The 21,671-nt window shown below is 30.4% G+C and carries 19 protein-coding genes; 12 read left to right on the top strand and 7 right to left on the bottom strand.

Features of this window, described 5'->3' with window-relative positions; genetic code table 11:
* Positions 1 to 11 precede the first annotated feature (11 nt).
* The 5 genes from C4S77_RS11520 to C4S77_RS11500 form a co-directional block, all read right to left on the bottom strand.
* Positions 12 to 254 (bottom strand): hypothetical protein, encoded by a 243-nt coding sequence (locus tag C4S77_RS11520; protein ID WP_105247668.1) that lies wholly within the window; start codon positions 252 to 254, stop codon positions 12 to 14.
* Complete coding sequence (locus C4S77_RS11515) at positions 226 to 546, bottom strand: hypothetical protein (RefSeq protein WP_105247667.1); 321 nt, start codon at positions 544 to 546, stop codon at positions 226 to 228. Before C4S77_RS11515 ends, C4S77_RS11520 begins: the two co-directional genes overlap by 29 nt.
* Positions 543 to 1,313, bottom strand: coding sequence for a TatD family hydrolase (locus tag C4S77_RS11510; protein ID WP_105191557.1), 771 nt, complete (start codon positions 1,311 to 1,313; stop codon positions 543 to 545). Before C4S77_RS11510 ends, C4S77_RS11515 begins: the two co-directional genes overlap by 4 nt.
* 91 nt (positions 1,314 to 1,404) lie before the next feature.
* Entirely contained in the window at positions 1,405 to 2,400 is a 996-nt protein-coding gene (locus C4S77_RS11505; RefSeq protein ID WP_105191559.1) for a GSCFA domain-containing protein, read from the bottom strand.
* A gap of 11 nt (positions 2,401 to 2,411) precedes the next feature.
* A complete protein-coding gene (locus C4S77_RS11500; protein WP_105247666.1) occupies positions 2,412 to 3,383 on the bottom strand; it encodes a polyprenyl synthetase family protein in 972 nt (323 codons plus the stop codon).
* A gap of 165 nt (positions 3,384 to 3,548) precedes the next feature.
* On the opposite strand from C4S77_RS11500, the gene C4S77_RS11495 reads away from it, so the two are divergent.
* Positions 3,549 to 5,000 (top strand): ATP-binding cassette domain-containing protein, encoded by a 1,452-nt coding sequence (locus C4S77_RS11495; protein ID WP_105247817.1) that lies wholly within the window; start codon positions 3,549 to 3,551, stop codon positions 4,998 to 5,000.
* Here C4S77_RS11495 and C4S77_RS11490 read toward each other — a convergent pair.
* Complete coding sequence (locus C4S77_RS11490) at positions 4,989 to 6,074, bottom strand: hypothetical protein (protein WP_146106114.1); 1,086 nt, start codon at positions 6,072 to 6,074, stop codon at positions 4,989 to 4,991. The two genes, C4S77_RS11495 and C4S77_RS11490, sit on opposite strands and share 12 nt — an antisense overlap.
* A 679-nt stretch (positions 6,075 to 6,753) precedes the next feature.
* Here C4S77_RS11490 and C4S77_RS11485 point away from each other — a divergent pair.
* The 10 genes from C4S77_RS11485 (at position 6,754) to ilvC (ending at position 19,602) form a co-directional block, all read left to right on the top strand.
* Positions 6,754 to 8,256, top strand: a complete 1,503-nt coding sequence (locus tag C4S77_RS11485; protein WP_221405127.1) for a 2-isopropylmalate synthase — start codon at positions 6,754 to 6,756, stop codon at positions 8,254 to 8,256.
* 55 nt (positions 8,257 to 8,311) lie between these two features.
* Positions 8,312 to 9,706 (top strand): 3-isopropylmalate dehydratase large subunit, encoded by a 1,395-nt coding sequence (gene leuC / locus C4S77_RS11480; protein WP_105247664.1) that lies wholly within the window; start codon positions 8,312 to 8,314, stop codon positions 9,704 to 9,706.
* Positions 9,707 to 9,724: 18 nt separating this feature from the next.
* Complete coding sequence (leuD, locus tag C4S77_RS11475) at positions 9,725 to 10,321, top strand: 3-isopropylmalate dehydratase small subunit (protein ID WP_105191565.1); 597 nt, start codon at positions 9,725 to 9,727, stop codon at positions 10,319 to 10,321.
* Between the two features lie 52 nt (positions 10,322 to 10,373).
* On the top strand, positions 10,374 to 11,882 hold the full coding sequence (locus C4S77_RS11470; protein WP_105247663.1) for an alpha-isopropylmalate synthase regulatory domain-containing protein: 1,509 nt from the start codon (positions 10,374 to 10,376) through the stop codon (positions 11,880 to 11,882).
* 20 nt (positions 11,883 to 11,902) lie between these two features.
* Entirely contained in the window at positions 11,903 to 12,649 is a 747-nt protein-coding gene (locus C4S77_RS11465) for a peptidase associated/transthyretin-like domain-containing protein (protein ID WP_221405126.1), read from the top strand.
* Between the two features lie 16 nt (positions 12,650 to 12,665).
* Positions 12,666 to 13,736, top strand: a complete 1,071-nt coding sequence (gene leuB, locus C4S77_RS11460; RefSeq protein WP_105191569.1) for a 3-isopropylmalate dehydrogenase — start codon at positions 12,666 to 12,668, stop codon at positions 13,734 to 13,736.
* 620 nt (positions 13,737 to 14,356) lie between these two features.
* Positions 14,357 to 16,186: a dihydroxy-acid dehydratase gene (gene ilvD / locus C4S77_RS11455; RefSeq protein ID WP_105191571.1), complete on the top strand. Its 1,830-nt coding sequence runs from the start codon at positions 14,357 to 14,359 to the stop codon at positions 16,184 to 16,186.
* Positions 16,187 to 16,207: 21 nt separating this feature from the next.
* Positions 16,208 to 17,917, top strand: coding sequence for a biosynthetic-type acetolactate synthase large subunit (ilvB, locus tag C4S77_RS11450; RefSeq protein ID WP_105247662.1), 1,710 nt, complete (start codon positions 16,208 to 16,210; stop codon positions 17,915 to 17,917).
* Positions 17,918 to 17,976: 59 nt separating this feature from the next.
* The gene (gene ilvN, locus C4S77_RS11445; protein WP_105247661.1) at positions 17,977 to 18,543 is read left to right on the top strand and encodes an acetolactate synthase small subunit; all 567 of its coding nucleotides are present in this window, start codon (positions 17,977 to 17,979) and stop codon (positions 18,541 to 18,543) included.
* 12 nt (positions 18,544 to 18,555) lie between these two features.
* Positions 18,556 to 19,602 (top strand): ketol-acid reductoisomerase, encoded by a 1,047-nt coding sequence (gene ilvC, locus C4S77_RS11440; protein ID WP_105191577.1) that lies wholly within the window; start codon positions 18,556 to 18,558, stop codon positions 19,600 to 19,602.
* 233 nt (positions 19,603 to 19,835) lie between these two features.
* Here ilvC and C4S77_RS13075 read toward each other — a convergent pair whose 3' ends face one another.
* Positions 19,836 to 19,985, bottom strand: coding sequence for a hypothetical protein (locus C4S77_RS13075; RefSeq protein WP_181042884.1), 150 nt, complete (start codon positions 19,983 to 19,985; stop codon positions 19,836 to 19,838).
* Positions 19,986 to 20,159: 174 nt separating this feature from the next.
* Here C4S77_RS13075 and gltX point away from each other — a divergent pair, with 174 nt between their 5' ends.
* The gene (gene gltX, locus C4S77_RS11435) at positions 20,160 to 21,668 is read left to right on the top strand and encodes a glutamate--tRNA ligase (RefSeq protein ID WP_105247660.1); all 1,509 of its coding nucleotides are present in this window, start codon (positions 20,160 to 20,162) and stop codon (positions 21,666 to 21,668) included.
* The last annotated feature ends 3 nt before the right edge of the window (positions 21,669 to 21,671 follow it).

Here is a 21,671-nt window from a genome sequence, read left to right as displayed (position 1 = left end):
TTTAATTCTCTTTACAAATTCACTTTTTTCTTAATCAAATTAAAAGTATCGTTGCTATTATCTGCTTCATAATAATAGACAGAATCTCCTTTTCTAAATATAATATTTTCTAAATATTCATCTGATATATAATTGCAGAAAGTAGGAAATAAAAAAGTAGGAATCATTACCTCCCATTTCCATTTTGACAAAGAATAAATAGTCATCATAAAGGTACACCCATGATTAGGTGGTGAATAAATAGTAATTTCCATCTCCTGAAATGTTATTTAACGATCCTTCATTTATTAAAACAGAATAATCTTTATCACATTTAAATAAAAGAGATGGAATGGATAGATCTGAAAAAACCACAGATAAAATCCATTCTTTTTCATCAAATATACCTTTCTCTACTATTTGTAACCTTGCAGTTTCAAATTTTCCATCTCCATTAAAATCGCCTTGAATTTCTTTACCTACTTTTATAATTTTTGTTTCTTTTACATTTTGGGAATAACTTATAGAAACAATTATAACCAATAAAATAAAAAATAAAATTTTCATAACTTAAAAACTTTCAGAGCATTTTCAGAAGTAATCCTTCCTATCTCTTCTGGAATAACTTCATAAATATCAGAAAGTTTATCTGCTACAGATTGTATATATGCAGATTCATTCCTTTTCCCACGATAGGGTACCGGGGCTAAATAGGGTGAATCTGTCTCTAATACAATATGTTGTAACGGAATTTCTTTTAAAAACTTATCTATTTTACCATTTTTAAAAGTCACAACCCCTCCTATTCCTAAATAAAATCCTAATTGGATAAATTCTTTTGCTTGTTCCAAAGTTCCAGTAAAACAATGAAGAATTCCATATAAATCTGGAGATTTTTCTTGTCTTAAAATATTCAGAGTTTCTTCAAATGCTTCTCTTACATGAATTACAATAGGAAGTTTATATTGCTTGGCCCATTGTATTTGTTTTTTAAAAGCATATAGTTGAATTTCTAATGTTGAGGTATCCCAATATAAATCCAATCCAATTTCCCCTATAGCGGCAAAACTTTCTTCACTCAACTTTTCTTTTACAAAGAATAATTCTTTTTCATAAGTATCCGGTTTAACATCACAAGGATGTAGCCCTATCATAAGAAACATTTTTTGTGGATATTTATTTTTTAATTCTACCATCTTAGGATAGTATGAAGAATCTATGGATGGTAGATAAAATCGATCAACTCCTGCATTTATTGCTCTTAAAATCATTTCATCTCGATCTGTATCAAATTGTTCTGAATATAAGTGAGTATGAGTATCTATTAATTTCATTAAGTAATATATATATTTATTGTGGATTATTATTGCTACTTATAAAGTATTATTGAAATTTTATATATAACGAAAAATACCAATAGTTCAATTAATAAGAATCCTGCATCCTTTTTTTCAACTCCAATATTTCTTGCCTAAAAGATGTTTGTGGTAATAATTCTTCTACTTCCTGTATATCTTTTAAAATACTGTATAAAAATTTTTTATATGCAATGGTATGTGGATTAAAAGGTTTATGTTTCAATGCCTGAATAATTTTTTCTACTTTTTTCATTAAAGGCAAAACTTCTTCTGAAATATATGCTTCTTTAAATTTGTTCCATATATATTCTATAGCAAATTTATTGGGATGAATTAAATCTTCTTTATAGAACCTATAATCTCTAAGATCATCTAATAAAAACTCATAAGATGGAAAATATTCACAATTTTCATAAGTTTCAACTACTGAATGAATTGCACAAAGTAAACGAGATTTACTTAGATTATTTTCAATTATTCCATCACTAATATGTCGAACAGGACTAAGGGTAAAAATAATTTTCATTCCTTTTTTTCCTAGGTCTTTTAACATCTCTATAATATTTTTGAGAGAAGTTTTAATTTGATGTTCGGCCAATAGTATTTTTGAAAATTGTGAATTAGGTATTTTATGACAATTTGCTACAACTAAATCAAATTGTTTTAATTTATAAACATAGGAAGTTCCTAAGGTGATTATTACAAGATCGGTATTTTGCAAAAAATGATTAGCTTTTTGAATATTCTTGTTAATCTGACTAAGAATTTTTTCTGATGATACATTATTAAATGATGAATGATGATCCCAACTCAAATAAAGTTCTTCATGTTTATAAATTTCTGCCGGTTGGTATTCTTCATTTGAGTATATTCGCATTAATGCATTCTCAATAGCTAAGGGATGAAATAATATACCAAAAGGATTATGTAATACAGAAAATTTGTAACGGGATAACTTTTCTGCTATTTCTGTCACAAAACAAGAACCTATTGTAAATACATTACTAGAATAATCTAATTTAATAGAATTAGGTTTATAAAATAATTCTGTTCTAAATACCATTATTATATTATTTAACTTTCTCTTAATAATAAATAATCTATTAACTCAAAAAAAGACTGTTTTTTTTCTGAGGATACTTTCACTTTATTTAAATATTCCTTAGCAAGATTTGTATAGCTATCCACTAATTCTAAACACATCTTATCTACCTCTAGTTCTTTAAATATATTTATTACCTCATTTACTTTAGTATCACTATCATCTTTTATAGAAAACCAATAATTTAGTTTTTCTATTTGTTTTTCATCTCCTCTTTTTAAAGCTAAAAAAAACAAAATGGTTTTTTTATTTTCATAAATATCTCCTGCATGTTTTTTACCTACCATTCTTTCATTTCCAAAAACGTCTAAATAATCATCCATTAATTGAAAAGCTATTCCTAAATATTTCCCAAATTCATATAAATTATCTGAATTTTCTTTATCCGTTTTAGCAATAATTGCTCCCATTTTAATTGCACAAGCACATAAAACAGCTGTTTTACCTGTAATCATATGAATATATTCTTCGAAGGAAATTTCCTTCCGAGTTTCAAAATTCATATCATATTGTTGACCTTCACAAACTTCTAAAGCTGTTTTTGAGAATAATTCAAAACAAGGTTTAAATAAGCTAGGCTCCAAATCTTCAAGCATTTGAAAAGATTTAACAAATAAAGCATCTCCAGATAAAATTGCTGTATTTTCATTATATTTTACATGAACAGTTTTTTTATTTCTTCTTAATGGAGCCTGATCCATAATATCATCGTGTATCAAAGAAAAATTATGAAAAAATTCAATTCCTAATGCAGGTTTTATTGCTTTTTCTATATCTTCTCTAAATAAATTATATGCCATTAATAATATTACAGGTCTTAGTCGTTTTCCTCCTAAATGTAAGATATATTTCATAGGTTCATACAACTCAGAAGGCTCTCCATCAGGGATAAAATTATTAATAGATTGACTAATTATATTTTGATATTTTTCTAAAAAACTCATAATTAACAAAGGTAATACTTTTCATTCTTAATATAAACCTAAGAATTGGTTTTATACTTTTTTAAATATACTTATTTAAATATGCTTAGTACATTTGTAAAGAATACTGTTCAAATATTAATTCATGTTAATTCGATATATAATTTTTCCCTTAAAAATTCACCTATGAATAAAAAAATCATTAAAATAGAAAATGTAATACCTAGAATGGATTATTCCCAATTTCAACACCCTATAAATTGGACAATTAATAAAAATGAACATTGGGCAATTATAGGACCTAATGGTTCAGGGAAATCACTACTTATAGACATTCTTATAGGAAAACATGCATTAAAAGATGGCGTGATAATTTGTTTGGATGAAAATGGTTTGCAAAAACCTATAAAAGATTTTATAAAATTTGTAGCTTTTCGTGATATATATTCTTTAACTGATTTCCAAAACGGATATTACCAACAACGATGGAATATTGGGCTGGAAGAAGATATACCTATTGTAAAAAATATTCTTTTTAAAGAAAGGAATCAAGAATGGATAAATTATTTAATTTCAATCTTTAAGATAACTGATTTACTTGAAAAAAAAATTAATTTACTTTCTAGCGGAGAATTACGTAAATTTTTAATAGTCCGCTCCTTATCTACTAAACCCAGAATTTTAATTTTGGATAATCCATTTATAGGATTAGATAAAAGTTCAAGAAAAATTTTACAAAAAGTACTTACAGACTTAGCTAAGATAGATAATTTACAAATTATCATTATTGCCTCAGATATTCACGATATTCCACCAATAATTACCCATATACTTCCCATAAAAGACAAAAAATTACTCCCCTATTCTTTAAAATCTGATTTTTTATTAAATTATAATTTACACAAAAGTCTATTTCAATCTAAAATTAATGAATCTCTTCTTCCTCATCTATCTGATAAAAATGAAAAAAATGATTTTAAATATGCTTTACTTTTAAAAGATATTACTATATGTTATGGAACACGTACAATTCTCAAAAATTTATCCTGGAAGGTGAAGAAAGGCGAAAAATGGGCATTGCTGGGTCCAAATGGCTCAGGAAAATCAACCCTTTTAAGTTTAATTGCTGCAGACAATCCGCAAGCCTATGCTAATGATATTACATTGTTTGATCGAAAAAGAGGAACCGGAGAAAGCATATGGGATATAAAAAAACACATAGGATATATATCTCCTGAAATGCATTTATATTATCATAAAAATGTAAATTGTCTTGATGTGGTTGGATCAGGATTCTTCGATACCATTGGACTTTATAAAAAATGCAAGGAAAATCAAAAAATCACTGCCTTAAAATGGATGAAGATATTTGGAATAGAAAATCTGAAAAATACTTCTTTCCTATCAATATCTACGGGCGAACAACGGTTGGTTCTTTTAGCCAGAGTATTTGTAAAAGATCCTTCTTTAATTATTTTAGATGAACCTTTACATGGGCTTGATATGGCAAATAAACAACAAATAAAAAAATTAATAGAAAAATTCTGTACCGCAAATAAAGCATTAATATATGTAACCCATTACAAGGAGGAAATACCAACTATTACCAATAAAGTTTTTACACTATCAAAACAGTAACAAAAATCTTTTCCCAAAATCAAAAAAATGCTTTATTGGCATTGTATATATAAACTGCGTAGGAGACCAACTTGCTCCTAATGGTAATCCGATAAATAAAAGTATAAATTTATTAACAGAATATAATTTATTAGTAAGTTTTAAATTTACAATTTTTAAAAATCCATTATTTGTTTTTACATATATTAAAGTAAATATCGTAATTATATTGGATAGCCAAAACCATCTAACATAATCAACAGCTATTAATGATATTAAAATAATAGCTATATATTGACACATTAAAAACGTAAAAATATTATTTGATTTTGATTGAAAATTTTTGTTTAAATAAATCAACATACAAAAAAATATCAAAATGGTATTAAGTAAGAAACCTAAAAGATAGATAGGATGACTTTTAAAAATTGGAATTTTCCACATTATAACCTCATCACTAGAATTAAATACCCAATATAATTCACCGATTTCCTTCAAATGCATCGTTCCAAATTCTCCCCAACTATTAATTATGACATTTATATCAACACCAAAACCATTGAAGCAAATTCCTACCAATAGAAAGACAATAAAAGATGGAAACAATAAAAATAATTTTTTTATATTTTGAGCACTTAAACTATTTACATTAAGTAAGTATAATATTGGAAAAAAAGTAAATATAAAATAAGCTTCATGAATAAGAATCATAAAAATACTCGTCAAGTTTATTGTAATAATCTTAATATTAAAAGTATTTATTTTATTAATAAGATTCATCTGTAAAATGAAAAAAATAAACATGAAAACATCTAGAGTAAAAAACATTTTATATGCAATAATATTTAGAAGCATAAAACTTCCAAACAGAATATAAGGTTGTATTTTATATTTATAAAAATCCTTAATAATTAAATACATTAAAAAAGCAATTAAAATAACTTCAAAAATAATTTGAAACTTAAACGGATTTATGGAAATATTTTTTGCCAAAAACAGTAATATACTCCCAAATAAACCTCTACGAATAAATCCAGCTTCATAATTTATATAAAACCCCTTTACAATAAGTTTTTCATAATTAAAATAATCCATAAACTTAAGAATCATTTCAATTAAAATAATACTGTATATAAATAAGCAAATTTTTTTTATCACTGTTACTTTAAATAAAACACAAATATAAAATAAAAATAACCTTAGCTTTTTAAAATTTGAATATTAAAACTAACAATACAAATTAAATTATTATAACAAAATAAATTACAAAACATTAATTAATAATTATCCAAATATATTAATCACAAATTCTCTAACAAAACAAATATAAAATAATACAATTCTTAGAATTTTGTAAATTATACATATCTTATGAATGATTTTTTAAACCCTTTCATACTATAAAAATATATTTTTGAATAATCTTTAAAAAAACATGAAATATAAAAACTATTTTTATTATATAATTTTTATATTAAATAAAATTATATCATTTAACCAATAAATCGCAGCTTTTGTACTTATAAAAATTGATAAGGCAAAACATTTTTATTATTTTTTATTTGTTTTTTATAAAAAATGTCATAATTTAGCAATCGAAATAAAAAAACAAACCAATACAATAGCCAATGTCATTATTTACTAACATTATCAGCATTATTCTGATTCTGGGACAATCTCAGAGTGAGTAAATGCTTATGTTATAAATGATCCAAAATATAAAAAAGCCTTTCTCACTTAACTGAGAAGGCTTTTTTGTTTTAATATTAAAAAAATGAATCATAAAATGGAGAAATTATTTATTTTTGATACTACTTTAAGAGATGGAGAGCAAGTACCAGGATGTCAATTAAATACAATTGAGAAAATAGAGATAGCCAAAGCATTGGAAGAACTGGGTGTAGATGTTATTGAAGCCGGATTTCCAGTTTCAAGTCCAGGTGATTTTAATTCTGTGGTAGAAATATCAAAAGCTGTTACATGGCCGACCATATGTGCATTGACAAGAGCTGTAGAAAAGGATATTGAAATAGCAGCAGAAGCTTTGAAACATGCAAAGAAAAAAAGAATACATACAGGAATTGGGACTTCTGATTTCCATATTAAATATAAATTTAATTCCACTCAGGATGAAATTATAAAACGTGCTGTTGATGCAACCACCTATGCTAAAAAGTTTGTGGAAGATGTTGAATTTTATGCAGAAGATGCCGGAAGAACAGACAATGAATATTTAGCAAAAGTAGTTCAGGCTGTGGTCAATGCCGGCGCTACCGTAGTTAATATACCGGACACTACAGGGTATTGCTTACCTACTGAATATGCAGAAAAAATCAAATATCTTATAGACCATGTAGACATGAAAAATGCTATTCTTTCTACACATTGCCATCAAGATTTAGGAATGGCAACAGCTAATTCACTTATGGGTGTAATAAATGGAGCCCGTCAAGTAGAAGTAACTATAAATGGTATTGGAGAAAGAGCCGGTAATACTTCATTAGAAGAAGTTGTAATGGCAATAAAAAGCCACAAAGAATTAAACATAGAGACCAATATAAATACGCAAAAAATATATCCATTAAGTAAAATGGTTTCTAATTTAATGAACATGCCCATACAACCCAATAAAGCGATAGTAGGTAGAAATGCATTTGCACACTCTTCCGGAATTCATCAAGACGGCGTTTTAAAAAATCTTTCCACCTACGAAATTATAGATCCGAAAGAAGTTGGAATCAACGATAATTCTATCGTTCTTACAGCCCGTAGTGGTAGACATGCCTTAAAAAGCAGATTAGACCTACTAGGAATTAAAGTAAATGCTGATAAATTATCAGAAATTTATGAGAAATTCTTAGTGTTGGCAGACAACAAAAAAGATATTAATAATGATGATTTATTAATTTTAGCAGGTAAAGAAGTAGGAAAATCCAACCGTATTAAACTTGATTATCTACAAGTTAACTCAGGCATTGGAATAAAATGTGTAGCAGTAGTAACTTTAGATATTTCCGGAGAAAAGTTCACTGCCACTTCATTTGGAAATGGTCCTGTAGATGCTGCCATCAAAGCAGTAAGAGAAATAGTAAAAAAACAAATAAATATTCAAGAATTTTTAATTCAAGCAATCAATAAAGGTAGTGATGATTTTGGAAAAGTTCATATGCAAGTCGAATATAAAGGAATAAATTATTACGGATTTTCTGCAAATACAGACATAGTCGTTGCCTCTGTTGAGTCATTTATTGATGCAATGAACAAATTTCCAGTATAAAAAATACCAGTTAATAACAAAATAAAAACATAATTTATACAAACCGATACAGAATATGAAAACATTATTTGATAAAATTTGGGATGCCCATACAGTAACGGCTATACAAAATGGTCCTACCCAATTGTATATAGATAGGCATTTCTGCCATGAGGTTACTAGTCCTCAAGCTTTTAATGGACTTAGAGAAAGAAAGTTAAAAGTATTTAGACCCAACCAGACAACCTTAACGGCAGATCATAATACTCCAACCTGCAATCAAGACCAACCAGTAAAAGATCCTATATCTAGAAAACAATTAGACACATTATCTAAAAATGCAGAAGAATTTGGACTTACACTTTACGCTCTTGGAAATAAAAGAAATGGTGTTGTACATATTATTGGACCAGAAAACGGATATACTCAACCCGGAATGACCATTGTTTGTGGTGATAGTCACACTTCTACCCATGGTGCATTTGGAGCTATTGCCTTTGGAATAGGAACCAGTGAAGTAGAAATGGTTCTAGCGACCCAATGTATCCTTCAAAGTCGACCTAAAACGATGAGAATTACTTTTAATGATAAATTAAGTGACGGAGTTACAGCCAAAGACTTAGCTTTATTTATGATTTCGCAATTGACTACGGGAGGAGCTACCGGATACTTTGTAGAATATGCCGGAGAAGCTATCCGGAATTTAAACATGGAACAAAGGATGACTCTTTGCAACTTGAGTATAGAAATGGGCGCCCGTGGAGGATTAATTGCACCTGATGAAGCCACTTTTGAATATCTTAAAGGAAAAGATTTTTCTCCTAAAGGTGAAAAATGGGATATGGCTGTAGAGTATTGGAAAACCCTTAAAACCGATGAAGGAGCAAAATTTGATAAAGAATATATTTTTGATGCTTCAAAAATAGAACCTATGGTTACCTACGGAACTAATCCAGGAATGGGAGTTTTCATAACCGGAACCATACCTACCCTGGAAGGATTAGATGAAACCGGAAAAATTTCATTTAAAAAATCATTAGAATATATGGGATTTAATCCAGGAGAAAAAATGGAAGGTAAACCAATAGATTATGTCTTCTTAGGAAGCTGTACCAATGGTAGAATAGAAGATTTTAGAACCTTTGCTAATTTTGTAAAAGGAAAGAAAAAAGCAAATAATGTTACGGTTTGGTTAGTTCCCGGAAGTCATCGCGTAGAACAGCAACTCCGAGATGAAGGACTTTATAAAATATTGGAAGATGCCGGTTTCGAAGTTCGCCAACCCGGATGTTCTGCTTGCCTAGCCATGAATGATGATAAAGTTCCTACCGGAAAATATGCTGTTTCCACAACTAATAGAAATTTTGAAGGAAGACAAGGGCCTGGTGCCAGAACTATATTGGCCAGCCCTTTAGTTGCTGCTGCAGCGGCTATCACCGGTAAAATTACTGACCCAAGAAAACTTAATTAATCAAGAAAAAAATTAAACATGGAAAAATTTCAAACCATAACATCAACTTGTATTCCTCTCCCTATAGAAAACGTAGATACAGATCAAATAATACCTGCACGTTTTCTAAAAGCTACTGATAAAGAAGGATTTGGAAATAATCTTTTTGCGGATTGGAGATATGATAAAGAAGGAAATCCTAAACCAGACTTTGTGTTAAACAATTCAACTTATAAAGGTACTATTTTAGTAGCCGGAAAAAATTTTGGAAGTGGTTCCAGTCGTGAACATGCTGCCTGGGCAGTAGCTGGATATGGATTTCGAGCTGTAGTTTCCAGCTATTTTGCAGATATTTTTAAAAATAATTCTCTAAATAACGGACTTCTTCCCGTAGTAGTAACTCCCAATTTTTTGTCAGAACTTTTTGAATGTATACATACCAATCCTGAAAATACTATTACAATTAATCTAGAAAAACAAACCATTACCAATAATGCTACAGGAAATTCAGAAAGTTTCGAAATTAATTCATATAAAAAAGAATGTCTTTTAAATGGTTTAGATGACATAGATTACCTATTATCTAAAAAAGATAAAATTGAAGAATATGAAAAAAATCGCATTTTTCAATATTAATAATTTATTAATACTACATTAATAAAAATTAAATTAAACTTAAACTATAATTATGTTAGAAATTATGGATACCACCCTGCGTGATGGAGAACAAACTTCAGGAGTTTCGTTTTCAACGCAGGAAAAACTTAGTGTAACCCGTCTCCTTATAGACATGGGGGTAAATAGATTGGAAATTGCCTCAGCTAAAGTTTCTGAAGGAGAATTTCTAACAATCCAAAAGATTGCAGAATGGGCAAAAGTAGCAGGACACCTAGATAAATTAGAAATACTCGGTTTTGTAGATAAAGGAATATCTTTAAACTGGATTGAAAATACCGGCTGCAAAACTATAAATTTACTGACAAAAGGATCTTTAAAACACGTTACATTACAATTACGAAAAACACCGGAACAACATTTAAAAGACATTAAATATGATATATTTCTTGCGCAATCCAAAGGAATTTCTGTAAACTTGTATTTAGAAGATTGGTCAAACGGAATGCTTAATTCTCCAGATTATGTATATTACTTGTTAGACAATCTTAAAGACTTACCTATAAAACGTTTCATGCTACCCGATACCTTAGGAATATTAAACCCAAATAATACTAAAGAATTTTGCACACAAATATTAACCCGATACCCTAAAAATCATTTTGATTTTCATGCTCACAACGACTATGATTTGGCTGTAGCTAATGTAATGTCTGCAGTAGAAGCTGGAATTCAGGGAATTCATGTTACAATGAATGGTTTGGGAGAAAGAGCAGGAAATGCTCCCCTACCCAGTGTTATTGCTGTTCTTCATGATCAAATGAAAATCAAAACCACTATAAATGAAAAAATGCTTAATAAAGTCAGCAGAGTAGTGGAAACTTATTCCGGACAAACTATATCTTCTAATCAACCCGTTATAGGAGAAAATGTTTTTACCCAAACTGCAGGAATTCATGCAGATGGAGATAATAAAAATAATCTTTATTATAACGATCTTCATCCCGACAGATTTGGCCGCATAAGAGAATATGCCTTGGGAAAATTATCAGGAAAAGCCAATATTAAAAAGAATATAGAAGCATTAGGAATTGAGTTAGACGAAAAAGACATGATCAAAGTTACCAATAGGGTCATAGAATTGGGAGACAGAAAAGAAATTATTACTCAAGAAGATTTACCTTTTATTATTTCCGATGTATTAAATTCTAACGAAAATGAAAAAAAAGTAAAAATACTATCCTATGCTTTGGTTTTAAGTAAAGGGCTTCATCCTACGGCCTCATTAAGGATGGAAATAGACAAAAAAATTTTTGAACAAACAGCTTCAGGAGACGGACAATATGATGCTTTTTTTCAGGCAATCAGCCTAATATATGATAAACTTAATAAAACTAAACCGATTTTAACTAATTATAGAGTGATCATTCCTCTAGGGGGACAAACCGATGCATTAGTTCAAACTGTAATTTCCTGGAAATTTCATGAAAATGAATTTAAAACCCGTGGATTAGATGCTGATCAGATAGAAGCAGCTATAAAAGCCACTGAAAAAATGTTGAATTTAATAGAAAGTATGTAATAAATATATATATATATTAAATGAAAAATAAATTATTTATAATTAGTATTTTATTTATAATATGCTATCCACTAAAATCACAAGTAGATAATGATTCAGTCACTATACAGGGTTATGTTAATGACTATGACAATAATCCATTAGACAGTGTATCTATTTTTTGGCAAAACACAAAATTTGAGGTCATAAAAGAGACTTTAACAGATAAAAATGGATATTATAAAACTAAAATAAAGAAAGGACGTTATTATTCCTTGGGAGCAATTAATATGAGTGAATATCCTAACGCAGGTTCTATACTTCCGGAAAAAGATCAACGTTTAGAATTTTGGGCATGGAATTTTATTGCCGATAAAGACACTATCTTCAATATGAAATATCATCGTATGGAAGTATACGGTATTAATGTATTCCATGTCCAAGGAGGGGGGCAAGGATATACTATATTTTGTCGACCTATGAGCTTAACAAAAGCATTTACTTATCAAAAAAATAAAACTCCACATATGAATCTTTCTCCCCCTCCCAATAAAATAGATATAAAAATTACCATAAATGACGAAGAAGTACCTCTTCAATATAAACAAGAAGTTATAGAATATTTTGATAGACAAGAAACAAGCGGAGCTTATTTAATATCCGTAGGACTACCTACCAAAAAAAATCCCCTGCTCTATGATATCTTTCGCATACAAATAACTGATTTGGAAAATGGTGATAAAGGAGAAGGTGTTTACTTTCTTGAGAAAAAAGAATATATAAATTAAATTAATATTAAAAAAAATGAAATTAAATATTGCTGTATTACCCGGTGATGGAATAGGTCCGGAAATTGTAGCTCAAGCTTTAGAAGTAACAAAAACTATATGTACTAAATTTAATCATGAGCTTACATATAAAGAAGCTTTAGTGGGAGCTACTGCTATAGATAAAACCGGATCACCATACCCTAAAGAAACTCATGAACTATGTATGAAATCAAATGCAGTTTTATTCGGAGCAATCGGAGATCCCAAATACGATAATAATCCTTCAGCCAAAGTTCGACCTGAACAAGGTTTATTAAAAATGAGAAAAGAACTAGGTCTTTATGCTAACCTTCGTCCAATTAATACTTTTAAATCTTTAATTCACAAATCTCCATTACGAGCTGAATTAGTTGATGGAGCAGACTTTATGTGTATTCGCGAATTAACAGGAGGGTTATATTTTGGCCGCCCTCAAGGAAGAAGCGAGGATGGTGATACAGCTTATGACACCTGCGTATACACTCGTGAAGAAGTGGAAAGAATATTACGTTTAGCCTATAAACTAGCGGGGCAAAGAAATAAAAAATTAACTGTAGTTGATAAGGCTAATGTTCTTTGTACTTCACGATTATGGAGACAAACTGCACAAGAAATTGAAAAAGAATTTCCTAATATTCAAACTGAATATATGTTTGTAGATAACGCTGCTATGCAGATCATTCAATGGCCTAAAAGATTTGACGTCTTAGTTACTGAAAATCTATTTGGAGATATACTTACTGATGAAGCCTCTGTAATTACCGGATCTTTAGGTATGCTTCCTTCTGCTTCTATTGGGATACACACATCAGTATTCGAACCTATTCATGGCTCTTACCCACAAGCTGCGGGTAAAAATATTGCGAATCCATTAGCTACAATCTTATCTGCTGCACTTATGTTTGAATATGCATTCAATCTTAAAGATGAAGGAGCTTTAATTAGAAAAGCAGTAAATGCTTCTATGGAACAAAAAATCGTAACAGAAGATATTGCTTTTGAAGAAAAAGCTTATTCCACTTCAGAAGTAGGAAATTGGATCGTTGATTATATCAAAAATGCTTAATATTGATTTATTAGTATCTATATTAATAAAAAAAGACTTCTTACATATGATATAGAAGTCTTTTTTTAATGCATCTAATTATTAATATATTAAATAAAAAATAATATAAATATTTTAAGCAATTTATTTATTAATAAATACCATATTAGTTGAATCAAAAATAATAAAAAAGCTAACAATTTTATTCATTTGACCATTTGTTTTTCATTACCAATTCAACATTATTTTAGCAAATAACTCCCTTTTTATTTACATATGAACAAATATTTAACTTATTTATTCAGAATTCCAAAAAAACAAACTAATCAATACAATATAAATAATAAATATTTTTTTATGTTTTTATCATTAAAACATCTTTTAAAACCATAAATATTTAATTTATTTACTGAAAAATATTTGGATATAACAAAAAACTATTTTAATTTTGAATTGTGATTTAAAAAAATACTTATGCTATTACACAACTACATTGTCACTCTCATTCTGGTCATTGGTTCCTAAACAGAAAAAGGAATGTAGTGTGTTTCTATTGTAGTTTAAAAATATATTCATATATCCCTTTTTCTGATTCTAGAAAAAGGGTTTTTTATTCACAAAAGCAAACAGTAAAAATAAAAATGAAAAACCAACTAAGAAGCCATAGTAGTACACAAGGCAGAAGAATGGCAGGAGCAAGAGCTTTATGGAGAGCTAATGGAATGAAAGAAGAACAAATGGGAAAACCTTTAATTGCCATAGTTAACTCTTTTACACAATTTGTTCCAGGACATGTACATTTACATGAAATAGGACAATACGTTAAATCCGAAATAGAAAAACATGGATGTTTTGCTGCTGAATTCAATACGATAGCTATTGATGATGGGATAGCCATGGGACATGATGGAATGTTATATTCCCTACCATCCCGAGATCTTATCGCTGACAGTGTAGAATATATGGTAAATGCACATAAAGCAGATGCTATGATATGCATCAGCAATTGTGATAAAATAACCCCCGGTATGTTAATGGCAACCATGCGCTTAAACATTCCCACAATCTTTGTATCCGGAGGTCCCATGGAAGCTGGAGAATATAATAACCAGCATCTTGATTTAATTGATGCCATGATTAAATCTGCAGACGATACAGTCTCTGATAAGGAAGTAAACGCTATTGAAAGAATGGCTTGTCCCACCTGTGGCTCTTGTTCTGGCATGTTTACTGCTAACTCCATGAACTGCCTAAACGAAGCTATAGGACTTGCCTTACCGGGTAACGGAACTATTGTAGCCACGCATTCGCATAGAAAAAAACTATTCAAAGATGCAGCAAAACTTATAATAGAAAATGCTTATAAATATTACAGAGATGGGGATGATTCTGTGTTACCCTTAAACATAGCCACTAAACAAGCCTTTTTAAATTCTATGACATTAGATATAGCCATGGGCGGATCAACGAATACAATACTTCACCTTTTAGCAATAGCTAATGAAGCAGGAGTTGATTTTACTATGGATGATATTGATGCTTTATCCAGAAAAACACCTTGTCTATGCAAAGTTGCTCCTAATACAGCCAAATATCACATACAAGATGTAAATAGAGCCGGAGGTATATTAGGTATTTTAGGGGAGTTAGCTAAAGGAAATCTTATTGATACCCAAGTATCTAGAATAGAAGGAATTACCCTAGAACAAGCCATAGAAAAATATACAATTAATAAAGAAAATCCAGAAAACAGAGCTGTAGATTTATATAAATCTGCTCCGGGTAATAAATTTAATTTAATAATGGGATCACAAAACAATACATACCCAACATTAGATACAGATCGTACAAAAGGCTGCATAAGAGATATAGAACATGCATATACCAAAGATGGAGGATTAGCAATTTTAAAAGGAAATATAGCACTAAACGGCTGCGTAGTTAAAACCGCAGGTGTTGATGAAAGTATATTTAAATTTACCGGAACTGCTAAAGTTTTTCATTCTCAGGATGATGCTTGTGTCGGTATATTAGAAGGAAAAGTACAAGCCGGAGATGTAGTAATTATTACCTATGAGGGTCCTAAAGGCGGACCTGGAATGCAAGAAATGCTTTATCCTACCTCATACATAAAATCTAGACACCTGGGAAAAGAATGTGCTTTGATAACAGATGGTAGATTTTCCGGAGGAACTTCTGGATTATCTATTGGTCACGTTTCACCGGAGGCTGCTGCCGGTGGAGCTATAGGATTGGTAGAAGATGGTGATATAATAGAAATAGACATTCCCAATCGTTCCATTAATGTAAAAATATCAGAAAAAGAACTGGAATTCCGCAGACAACAAGAATTATCCAAAGGCGAAAAAGCATTTAAACCCAATAGAGAACGAAAAATATCCAAAGCTTTAAAAGCTTATGCCAGTATGGTAAGCTCTGCAGACTTAGGTGCGGTAAGGTTAATAAAATAAAAAAAGAATAAAAAGAACGTTATGAGTAACAATAAAATTTCTGGAAGCGAGGCTCTCATTCATTCACTAATTGCCGAAGGAGTAGATACGATTTTCGGATATCCGGGCGGAGCAATTATGCCAGTATTTGATGCCTTATACGATTATAAAGATAAAATAAATCACTACTTAGTCAGACATGAACAAGCTGCTGCTCATGCAGCACAAGGTTATGCTCGTGTAACCGGAAAACCGGGTGTAGTTCTTGTAACTTCCGGTCCGGGAGCAACCAATACAGTCACAGGTATTGCCGATGCTATGATGGACAGTACCCCATTAGTAGTTCTTACTGGACAAGTATTTTCCGGATTATTAGGTAGTGATGCCTTTCAGGAAGCAGACGTAGTGGGTATCACTAAACCTATTAGCAAATGGGCATATCAGGTAAGAAAAGCCGAGGATATTCCTAAAATTATAGCAAGAGCTTTTTACATAGCCAATAAAGGCCGTAAAGGACCTGTAGTTATAGATATAACCAAAGATGCACAACAAGGCTTATTAGAATTTTCTTATCAGAAAATGAATTTTATAAGAAGTTATCAACCTAATCCTGACCTAAATAAAGAGGACATACAAAAGGCTGCAAAACTTATTAATGAATCTAAAAGGCCATTGGCATTAATAGGTCAAGGGGTTATACTAGGTAATGCAGAAGAAGAATTAAAAATTTTGTTAGAAAAAGCAGATATACCCGGAGCTTCTACAATGCTAGGATTATCTGCCTTACCTTCAGAACATCCATTAAATGTAGGCCTCTTAGGAATGCATGGAAATGTAGCTCCAAATATGAAAACTAATGAGTGTGATTTATTAATAGCCATAGGAATGCGTTTTGACGATCGGGTAACCGGGGACTTAAACACCTATGCCAAACAAGCTAAAATTATTCATTTTGATATAGACCCATCTGAAATAGATAAGAATGTCAAAACTACAGTTAAGGTATTAGGAGATGCTAAAAAAACTTTATGCGAGGTATCTAAACTAGTTAGTGAAAATAAGCATACAGAGTGGAGGAATAGTTTTAAAAATTACCAGAAAGAAGAATTTGAAGCTGTTATCAAAGACGAAGTATATCCTGATTCGGGAGGAATAAAAATGGGTGAAGTAGTACAAAAAGTTTCTGAAGCAACACATAATGATGGAATTCTTGTAACTGATGTAGGGCAGCATCAAATGATGGGTGTACGTTACTTTAAATACAAAAAAACCCGAAGTGTCATAACTTCAGGTGGGTTAGGCACTATGGGGTTTGGATTACCAGCAGCTATAGGAGCTAAAATTGGTAACCCTGAAAGAACTGTATGTTTATTCTCAGGAGATGGAGGATTTCAGATGACATTACAAGAACTAGGCACCATTATGCAATACAATATAAACGTAAAAATAATTATTTTAAATAATCATTTTTTAGGTATGGTTCGTCAATGGCAGGAATTATTTTTCGATGAAAGATACTCTGAAACTATTATGACCAATCCTGATTTTGCAGCGATTGCTAAAGCTTACAAAATAACCTCTCGTACAATTAAAAAGAGAGAAGAATTAGATGAGGCTATAAAAGAAATGATTACTCACAAAGGACCTTATTTATTAGATGTACAGGTTGAATTACAAGGAATGGTTTACCCTATGGTTCCTGCCGGAACCTGTGTTACTAATATATTATTAGGGGAATCTAAAAAAGTATAATTTCATTAATTAATAAAACCAATTTTTAGAAATAAATCTTGGGAAACAACAAAATATTCATGGAAAAAACAACCAATAAAACCGTATATACGGTAACAATTTTCTCTGAAAATACCGTAGGACTTTTAGGGCAAATAACAAGTGTTTTTACTCGAAGGTTTCTAAACATTGAAACTTTATCCGTATCACCTTCTGCTATAGAAGGAATTCACAAATTTACCATAACCGTTAAGTGTAATAAAGAAACCATTGAAAAAGTAGTAAAGCAAATAGATAAAAGTGTAGACGTATTAAAATCCTATTACAATACAGATGATGAGCTGATATATCAGGAAATTGCCTTATACAAACTTTCAACACCTGAATTTTTAAAAATAGGTTCCGTTGAAAATTTAATTAGAAAATACAATGCTCAAATCCTTGAAATAAATGAAGTATGTGTAGTCATTCAAAAAACCGGACACTATTCTGATACGCAAGCTCTTTTTATAGAATTAAGTAAAACCATTCAAGTATTACAATTTATACGTTCCGGTAGAATTGCAATAAACACTTCAAAAATTGAACGATTGAGTGATATGCTGTCAGAACTTAAAGCAAAAGAATCAATAATTAAAAATAATTAAATAAAAAATATCATGGCAAAAATGAATTTTGGAGGAGTAACAGAAAATGTTGTTACTCGTGAAGAATATCCTTTAGAAAAAGCAAGAGAAATATTAAAAAACGAAACAATTGCCGTAATCGGATATGGAGTACAAGGTCCGGGACAGGCATTAAACTTACGTGATAACGGATTTAATGTAATTGTAGGACAAAGAAAAGCTAGTAAAACCTGGGATAAAGCTGTTGCTGACGGTTGGGTACCCGGAGAAACCTTATTTGAAATTGAAGAAGCAGCGGCCAAAGGTACTATTATTCAATACCTTTTATCTGATGCTGCGCAAATTCAAGTTTGGCCCAAGTTAAAACCTCATTTAACTGCAGGAAAAGCTCTATATTTTTCCCATGGTTTCGGAATTACTTTTAATGATAGAACCGGAATTGTTCCTCCTTCTGATGTAGATGTAATTCTAGTAGCCCCTAAAGGTTCCGGAACCAGCCTGAGACGTATGTTTTTAGAAGGAAGGGGAATTAACTCAAGCTATGCTATTTACCAAGATGCTACCGGAAAAGCCAAAGAAAGAACAATTGCTTTAGGAATAGGAGTTGGATCTGGATATTTATTTGAAACAGACTTTAAACGCGAAGTATATTCTGATCTTACTGGAGAAAGAGGTACTTTAATGGGAGCTATTCAGGGAATTTTATTAGCTCAGTATGAGGTATTACGCGAAAACGGTCACACCCCTTCCGAAGCGTTCAATGAAACTGTAGAAGAACTTACTCAATCTTTAATGCCTTTATTTGCAGAAAAAGGAATGGACTGGATGTATGCCAACTGCTCTACTACTGCACAAAGAGGAGCCCTTGATTGGATGGGTCCTTTTCATGACGCTACCAAACCCGTATTTGCAAAATTATATGCTGAAGTTGCTTCTGGAAATGAAGCACAACGATCTATTGATACCAACTCTAAACCAGATTACCGTGAAAAACTAAACGAAGAATTAAAAGCTCTTCGTGAAAGTGAAATGTGGAGAACCGGAACAGTAGTTAGAGAGCTAAGACCTGAAAACAATTAATAATTTCCTAAAATGATAAAAAAATAGAGGGTAATAATTAGTAATTACCCTCTATTTTTTTATCTATTTATTATTTATTTCTTCATATATATTCATCATGCCATAATAAGGCATTACACATTACATATCATCTATTTCGAACTTTTTCTATATTTAAATACATTTCCATAGGAAAAATCTTCACTCTTTAAATCACTTTATTTAATTTTAGGGAAATTTTCTTCTCATGATTTTTAAAATAAAAAAAAAGAGTAAGAACTAGTAGGCAAATAACCTGCATCTGAATGCCTTATCCTAAATTGTAAGATTCCCATAGTTTCACTAATTGCATTTACACCCATTACCCCACCTAGAGCTTTATTTAGATAAAATAGTGGTTCCATTTCTTTTGAGTTTTTAAATCTGTTTTTTTTAAGTATTTTTTTTACTACATGAAATGATAATTTAAAAGAATATAATGTAAAATAAATTTTTCATTATTTTTTCTTGACAAATCGTATAATATTTTCCGAAAAAGTTCTTTTTCTTTGTTATTTTTGCATAGAAAAACATTACAAATGTCAGAAATTAGAGTACGTTTTGCTCCTAGTCCTACCGGATATTTACATATAGGTGGTGTAAGAACCGCATTATATAATTATCTTTTTGCAAAAAAAAATAATGGAAAATTTATTTTAAGAATAGAAGATACAGACCAAAACCGTTTTGTAAAAGGTGCTGAAGAATATATTAATGAAGCCCTGAAATGGTGTGGATTAGAACCAGATGAAAGTCCTGAAAAAGGTGGACCTTTTGCTCCTTATAAACAATCGCAAAGAAAAGATATTTACAAACAATATGTTGCAGATTTACTTAAAACAGACTATGCTTACATAGCTTTTGATACTCCTGAAGAGTTAGAAAAATTACGCACTGATTATGAAGCTCAAGGAAAAGTATTTTCTTATAATTTTGAAATACGAAATAATTTAAATAATAGTTTAAATTTAAGTAATGAAATAGTACAGCAAAAAATAAATTCTGGGGTTCCTTATGTAATACGTTTCAAAATACCTCCGCACCGCACTCTAGTACTATCAGATATTATCCGTGGTAATTTTTCAATTGACACTTCTACATTAGATGATAAAGTATTAGTAAAAACGGATGGAATGCCTACCTATCATTTGGCTAATATTGTAGATGACCATACTATGGAAATTACTCATGTCATACGCGGAGAAGAATGGTTACCTTCACTTGCACTTCACGTCTTATTATATGAAGCCTTTGGTTGGAATGCCCCTAAATTTGCTCATCTCCCATTAATATTAAAACCCGAAGGAAAAGGAAAATTAAGTAAACGGGACGGAGATAAATCCGGATTCCCTGTATTTCCTCTTGCCTGGATAAATGAAAAAGATGGAACTTCTTCTATCGGATATCGAGAAGAAGGGTATTTACCTGAAGCCTTTATAAACATGTTAGCTCTACTAGGATGGTCTCCGACTAATGATAAAGAAATTTTATCTATGAAAGAACTAGTCCAGGAATTTGATTTAGAAAAAGTCCATAAATCAGGAGCCCGATTTAATCCGGAAAAGGCAAAATGGTTCAATCATGAATATATAGTACAATCCAATGCTTCTATGCTTCTTCCACATTTCCAAAAAATATTAAAGGAAAAAGGTATAGAGCCTTATAATACAAAAGATCTTCGTATTATAGAATTATTAAAAGAAAGAGTAAATTTTATACAGGAAATATGGAAAATCGGTTCTTTTTTCTGGATTGCTCCCTCTTCTTACGAAGAAAAAAATTATAAAAAAGTTATAAAAGGTGAAACTGCTACTATACTTTCTCAATTATACACAGGCTTACAATCCGTTTTGTTCTCTGAAAGAGAACTGCATGATTATATACATGATTATGTAGAAAAATCAGGTTTGGGCTTTGGTAAAGTTATGCAACCTTTACGCCTAGCGTTAGTAGGAGAACTTAAAGGTCCTGATATCCCAATAATAATGGAAATATTAGGAAAAAAAGAAAGTTTACAACGTATAAAAAATCTTGAATTAAAAATCTAAACC

This window comes from Apibacter adventoris (assembly GCF_002964975.1).
Classification (GTDB): Bacteria; Bacteroidota; Bacteroidia; order Flavobacteriales; family Weeksellaceae; genus Apibacter; species Apibacter adventoris.
This window is presented reverse-complemented; position numbering and strand designations above follow the sequence as displayed.

Coding starts and splice junctions, on each gene's coding strand:
- ilvC (WP_105191577.1), top strand. CDS start 18,556: ATGGCAAAAATGAATTTTGGAGGAGTAACAGAAAATGTTGTTACTCGT.
- C4S77_RS11520 (WP_105247668.1), bottom strand. CDS start 254: ATGGAAATTACTATTTATTCACCACCTAATCATGGGTGTACCTTTATG.
- leuC (WP_105247664.1), top strand. CDS start 8,312: ATGAAAACATTATTTGATAAAATTTGGGATGCCCATACAGTAACGGCT.
- C4S77_RS11490 (WP_146106114.1), bottom strand. CDS start 6,074: ATGGATTATTTTAATTATGAAAAACTTATTGTAAAGGGGTTTTATATA.
- ilvB (WP_105247662.1), top strand. CDS start 16,208: ATGAGTAACAATAAAATTTCTGGAAGCGAGGCTCTCATTCATTCACTA.
- C4S77_RS11485 (WP_221405127.1), top strand. CDS start 6,754: ATGAATCATAAAATGGAGAAATTATTTATTTTTGATACTACTTTAAGA.
- C4S77_RS11495 (WP_105247817.1), top strand. CDS start 3,549: ATGAATAAAAAAATCATTAAAATAGAAAATGTAATACCTAGAATGGAT.
- C4S77_RS11465 (WP_221405126.1), top strand. CDS start 11,903: ATGAAAAATAAATTATTTATAATTAGTATTTTATTTATAATATGCTAT.
- C4S77_RS11515 (WP_105247667.1), bottom strand. CDS start 546: ATGAAAATTTTATTTTTTATTTTATTGGTTATAATTGTTTCTATAAGT.
- ilvD (WP_105191571.1), top strand. CDS start 14,357: ATGAAAAACCAACTAAGAAGCCATAGTAGTACACAAGGCAGAAGAATG.
- C4S77_RS11500 (WP_105247666.1), bottom strand. CDS start 3,383: ATGAGTTTTTTAGAAAAATATCAAAATATAATTAGTCAATCTATTAAT.
- ilvN (WP_105247661.1), top strand. CDS start 17,977: ATGGAAAAAACAACCAATAAAACCGTATATACGGTAACAATTTTCTCT.
- C4S77_RS11470 (WP_105247663.1), top strand. CDS start 10,374: ATGTTAGAAATTATGGATACCACCCTGCGTGATGGAGAACAAACTTCA.
- C4S77_RS11505 (WP_105191559.1), bottom strand. CDS start 2,400: ATGGTATTTAGAACAGAATTATTTTATAAACCTAATTCTATTAAATTA.
- gltX (WP_105247660.1), top strand. CDS start 20,160: ATGTCAGAAATTAGAGTACGTTTTGCTCCTAGTCCTACCGGATATTTA.
- C4S77_RS13075 (WP_181042884.1), bottom strand. CDS start 19,985: ATGGAACCACTATTTTATCTAAATAAAGCTCTAGGTGGGGTAATGGGT.
- leuB (WP_105191569.1), top strand. CDS start 12,666: ATGAAATTAAATATTGCTGTATTACCCGGTGATGGAATAGGTCCGGAA.
- C4S77_RS11510 (WP_105191557.1), bottom strand. CDS start 1,313: ATGAAATTAATAGATACTCATACTCACTTATATTCAGAACAATTTGAT.
- leuD (WP_105191565.1), top strand. CDS start 9,725: ATGGAAAAATTTCAAACCATAACATCAACTTGTATTCCTCTCCCTATA.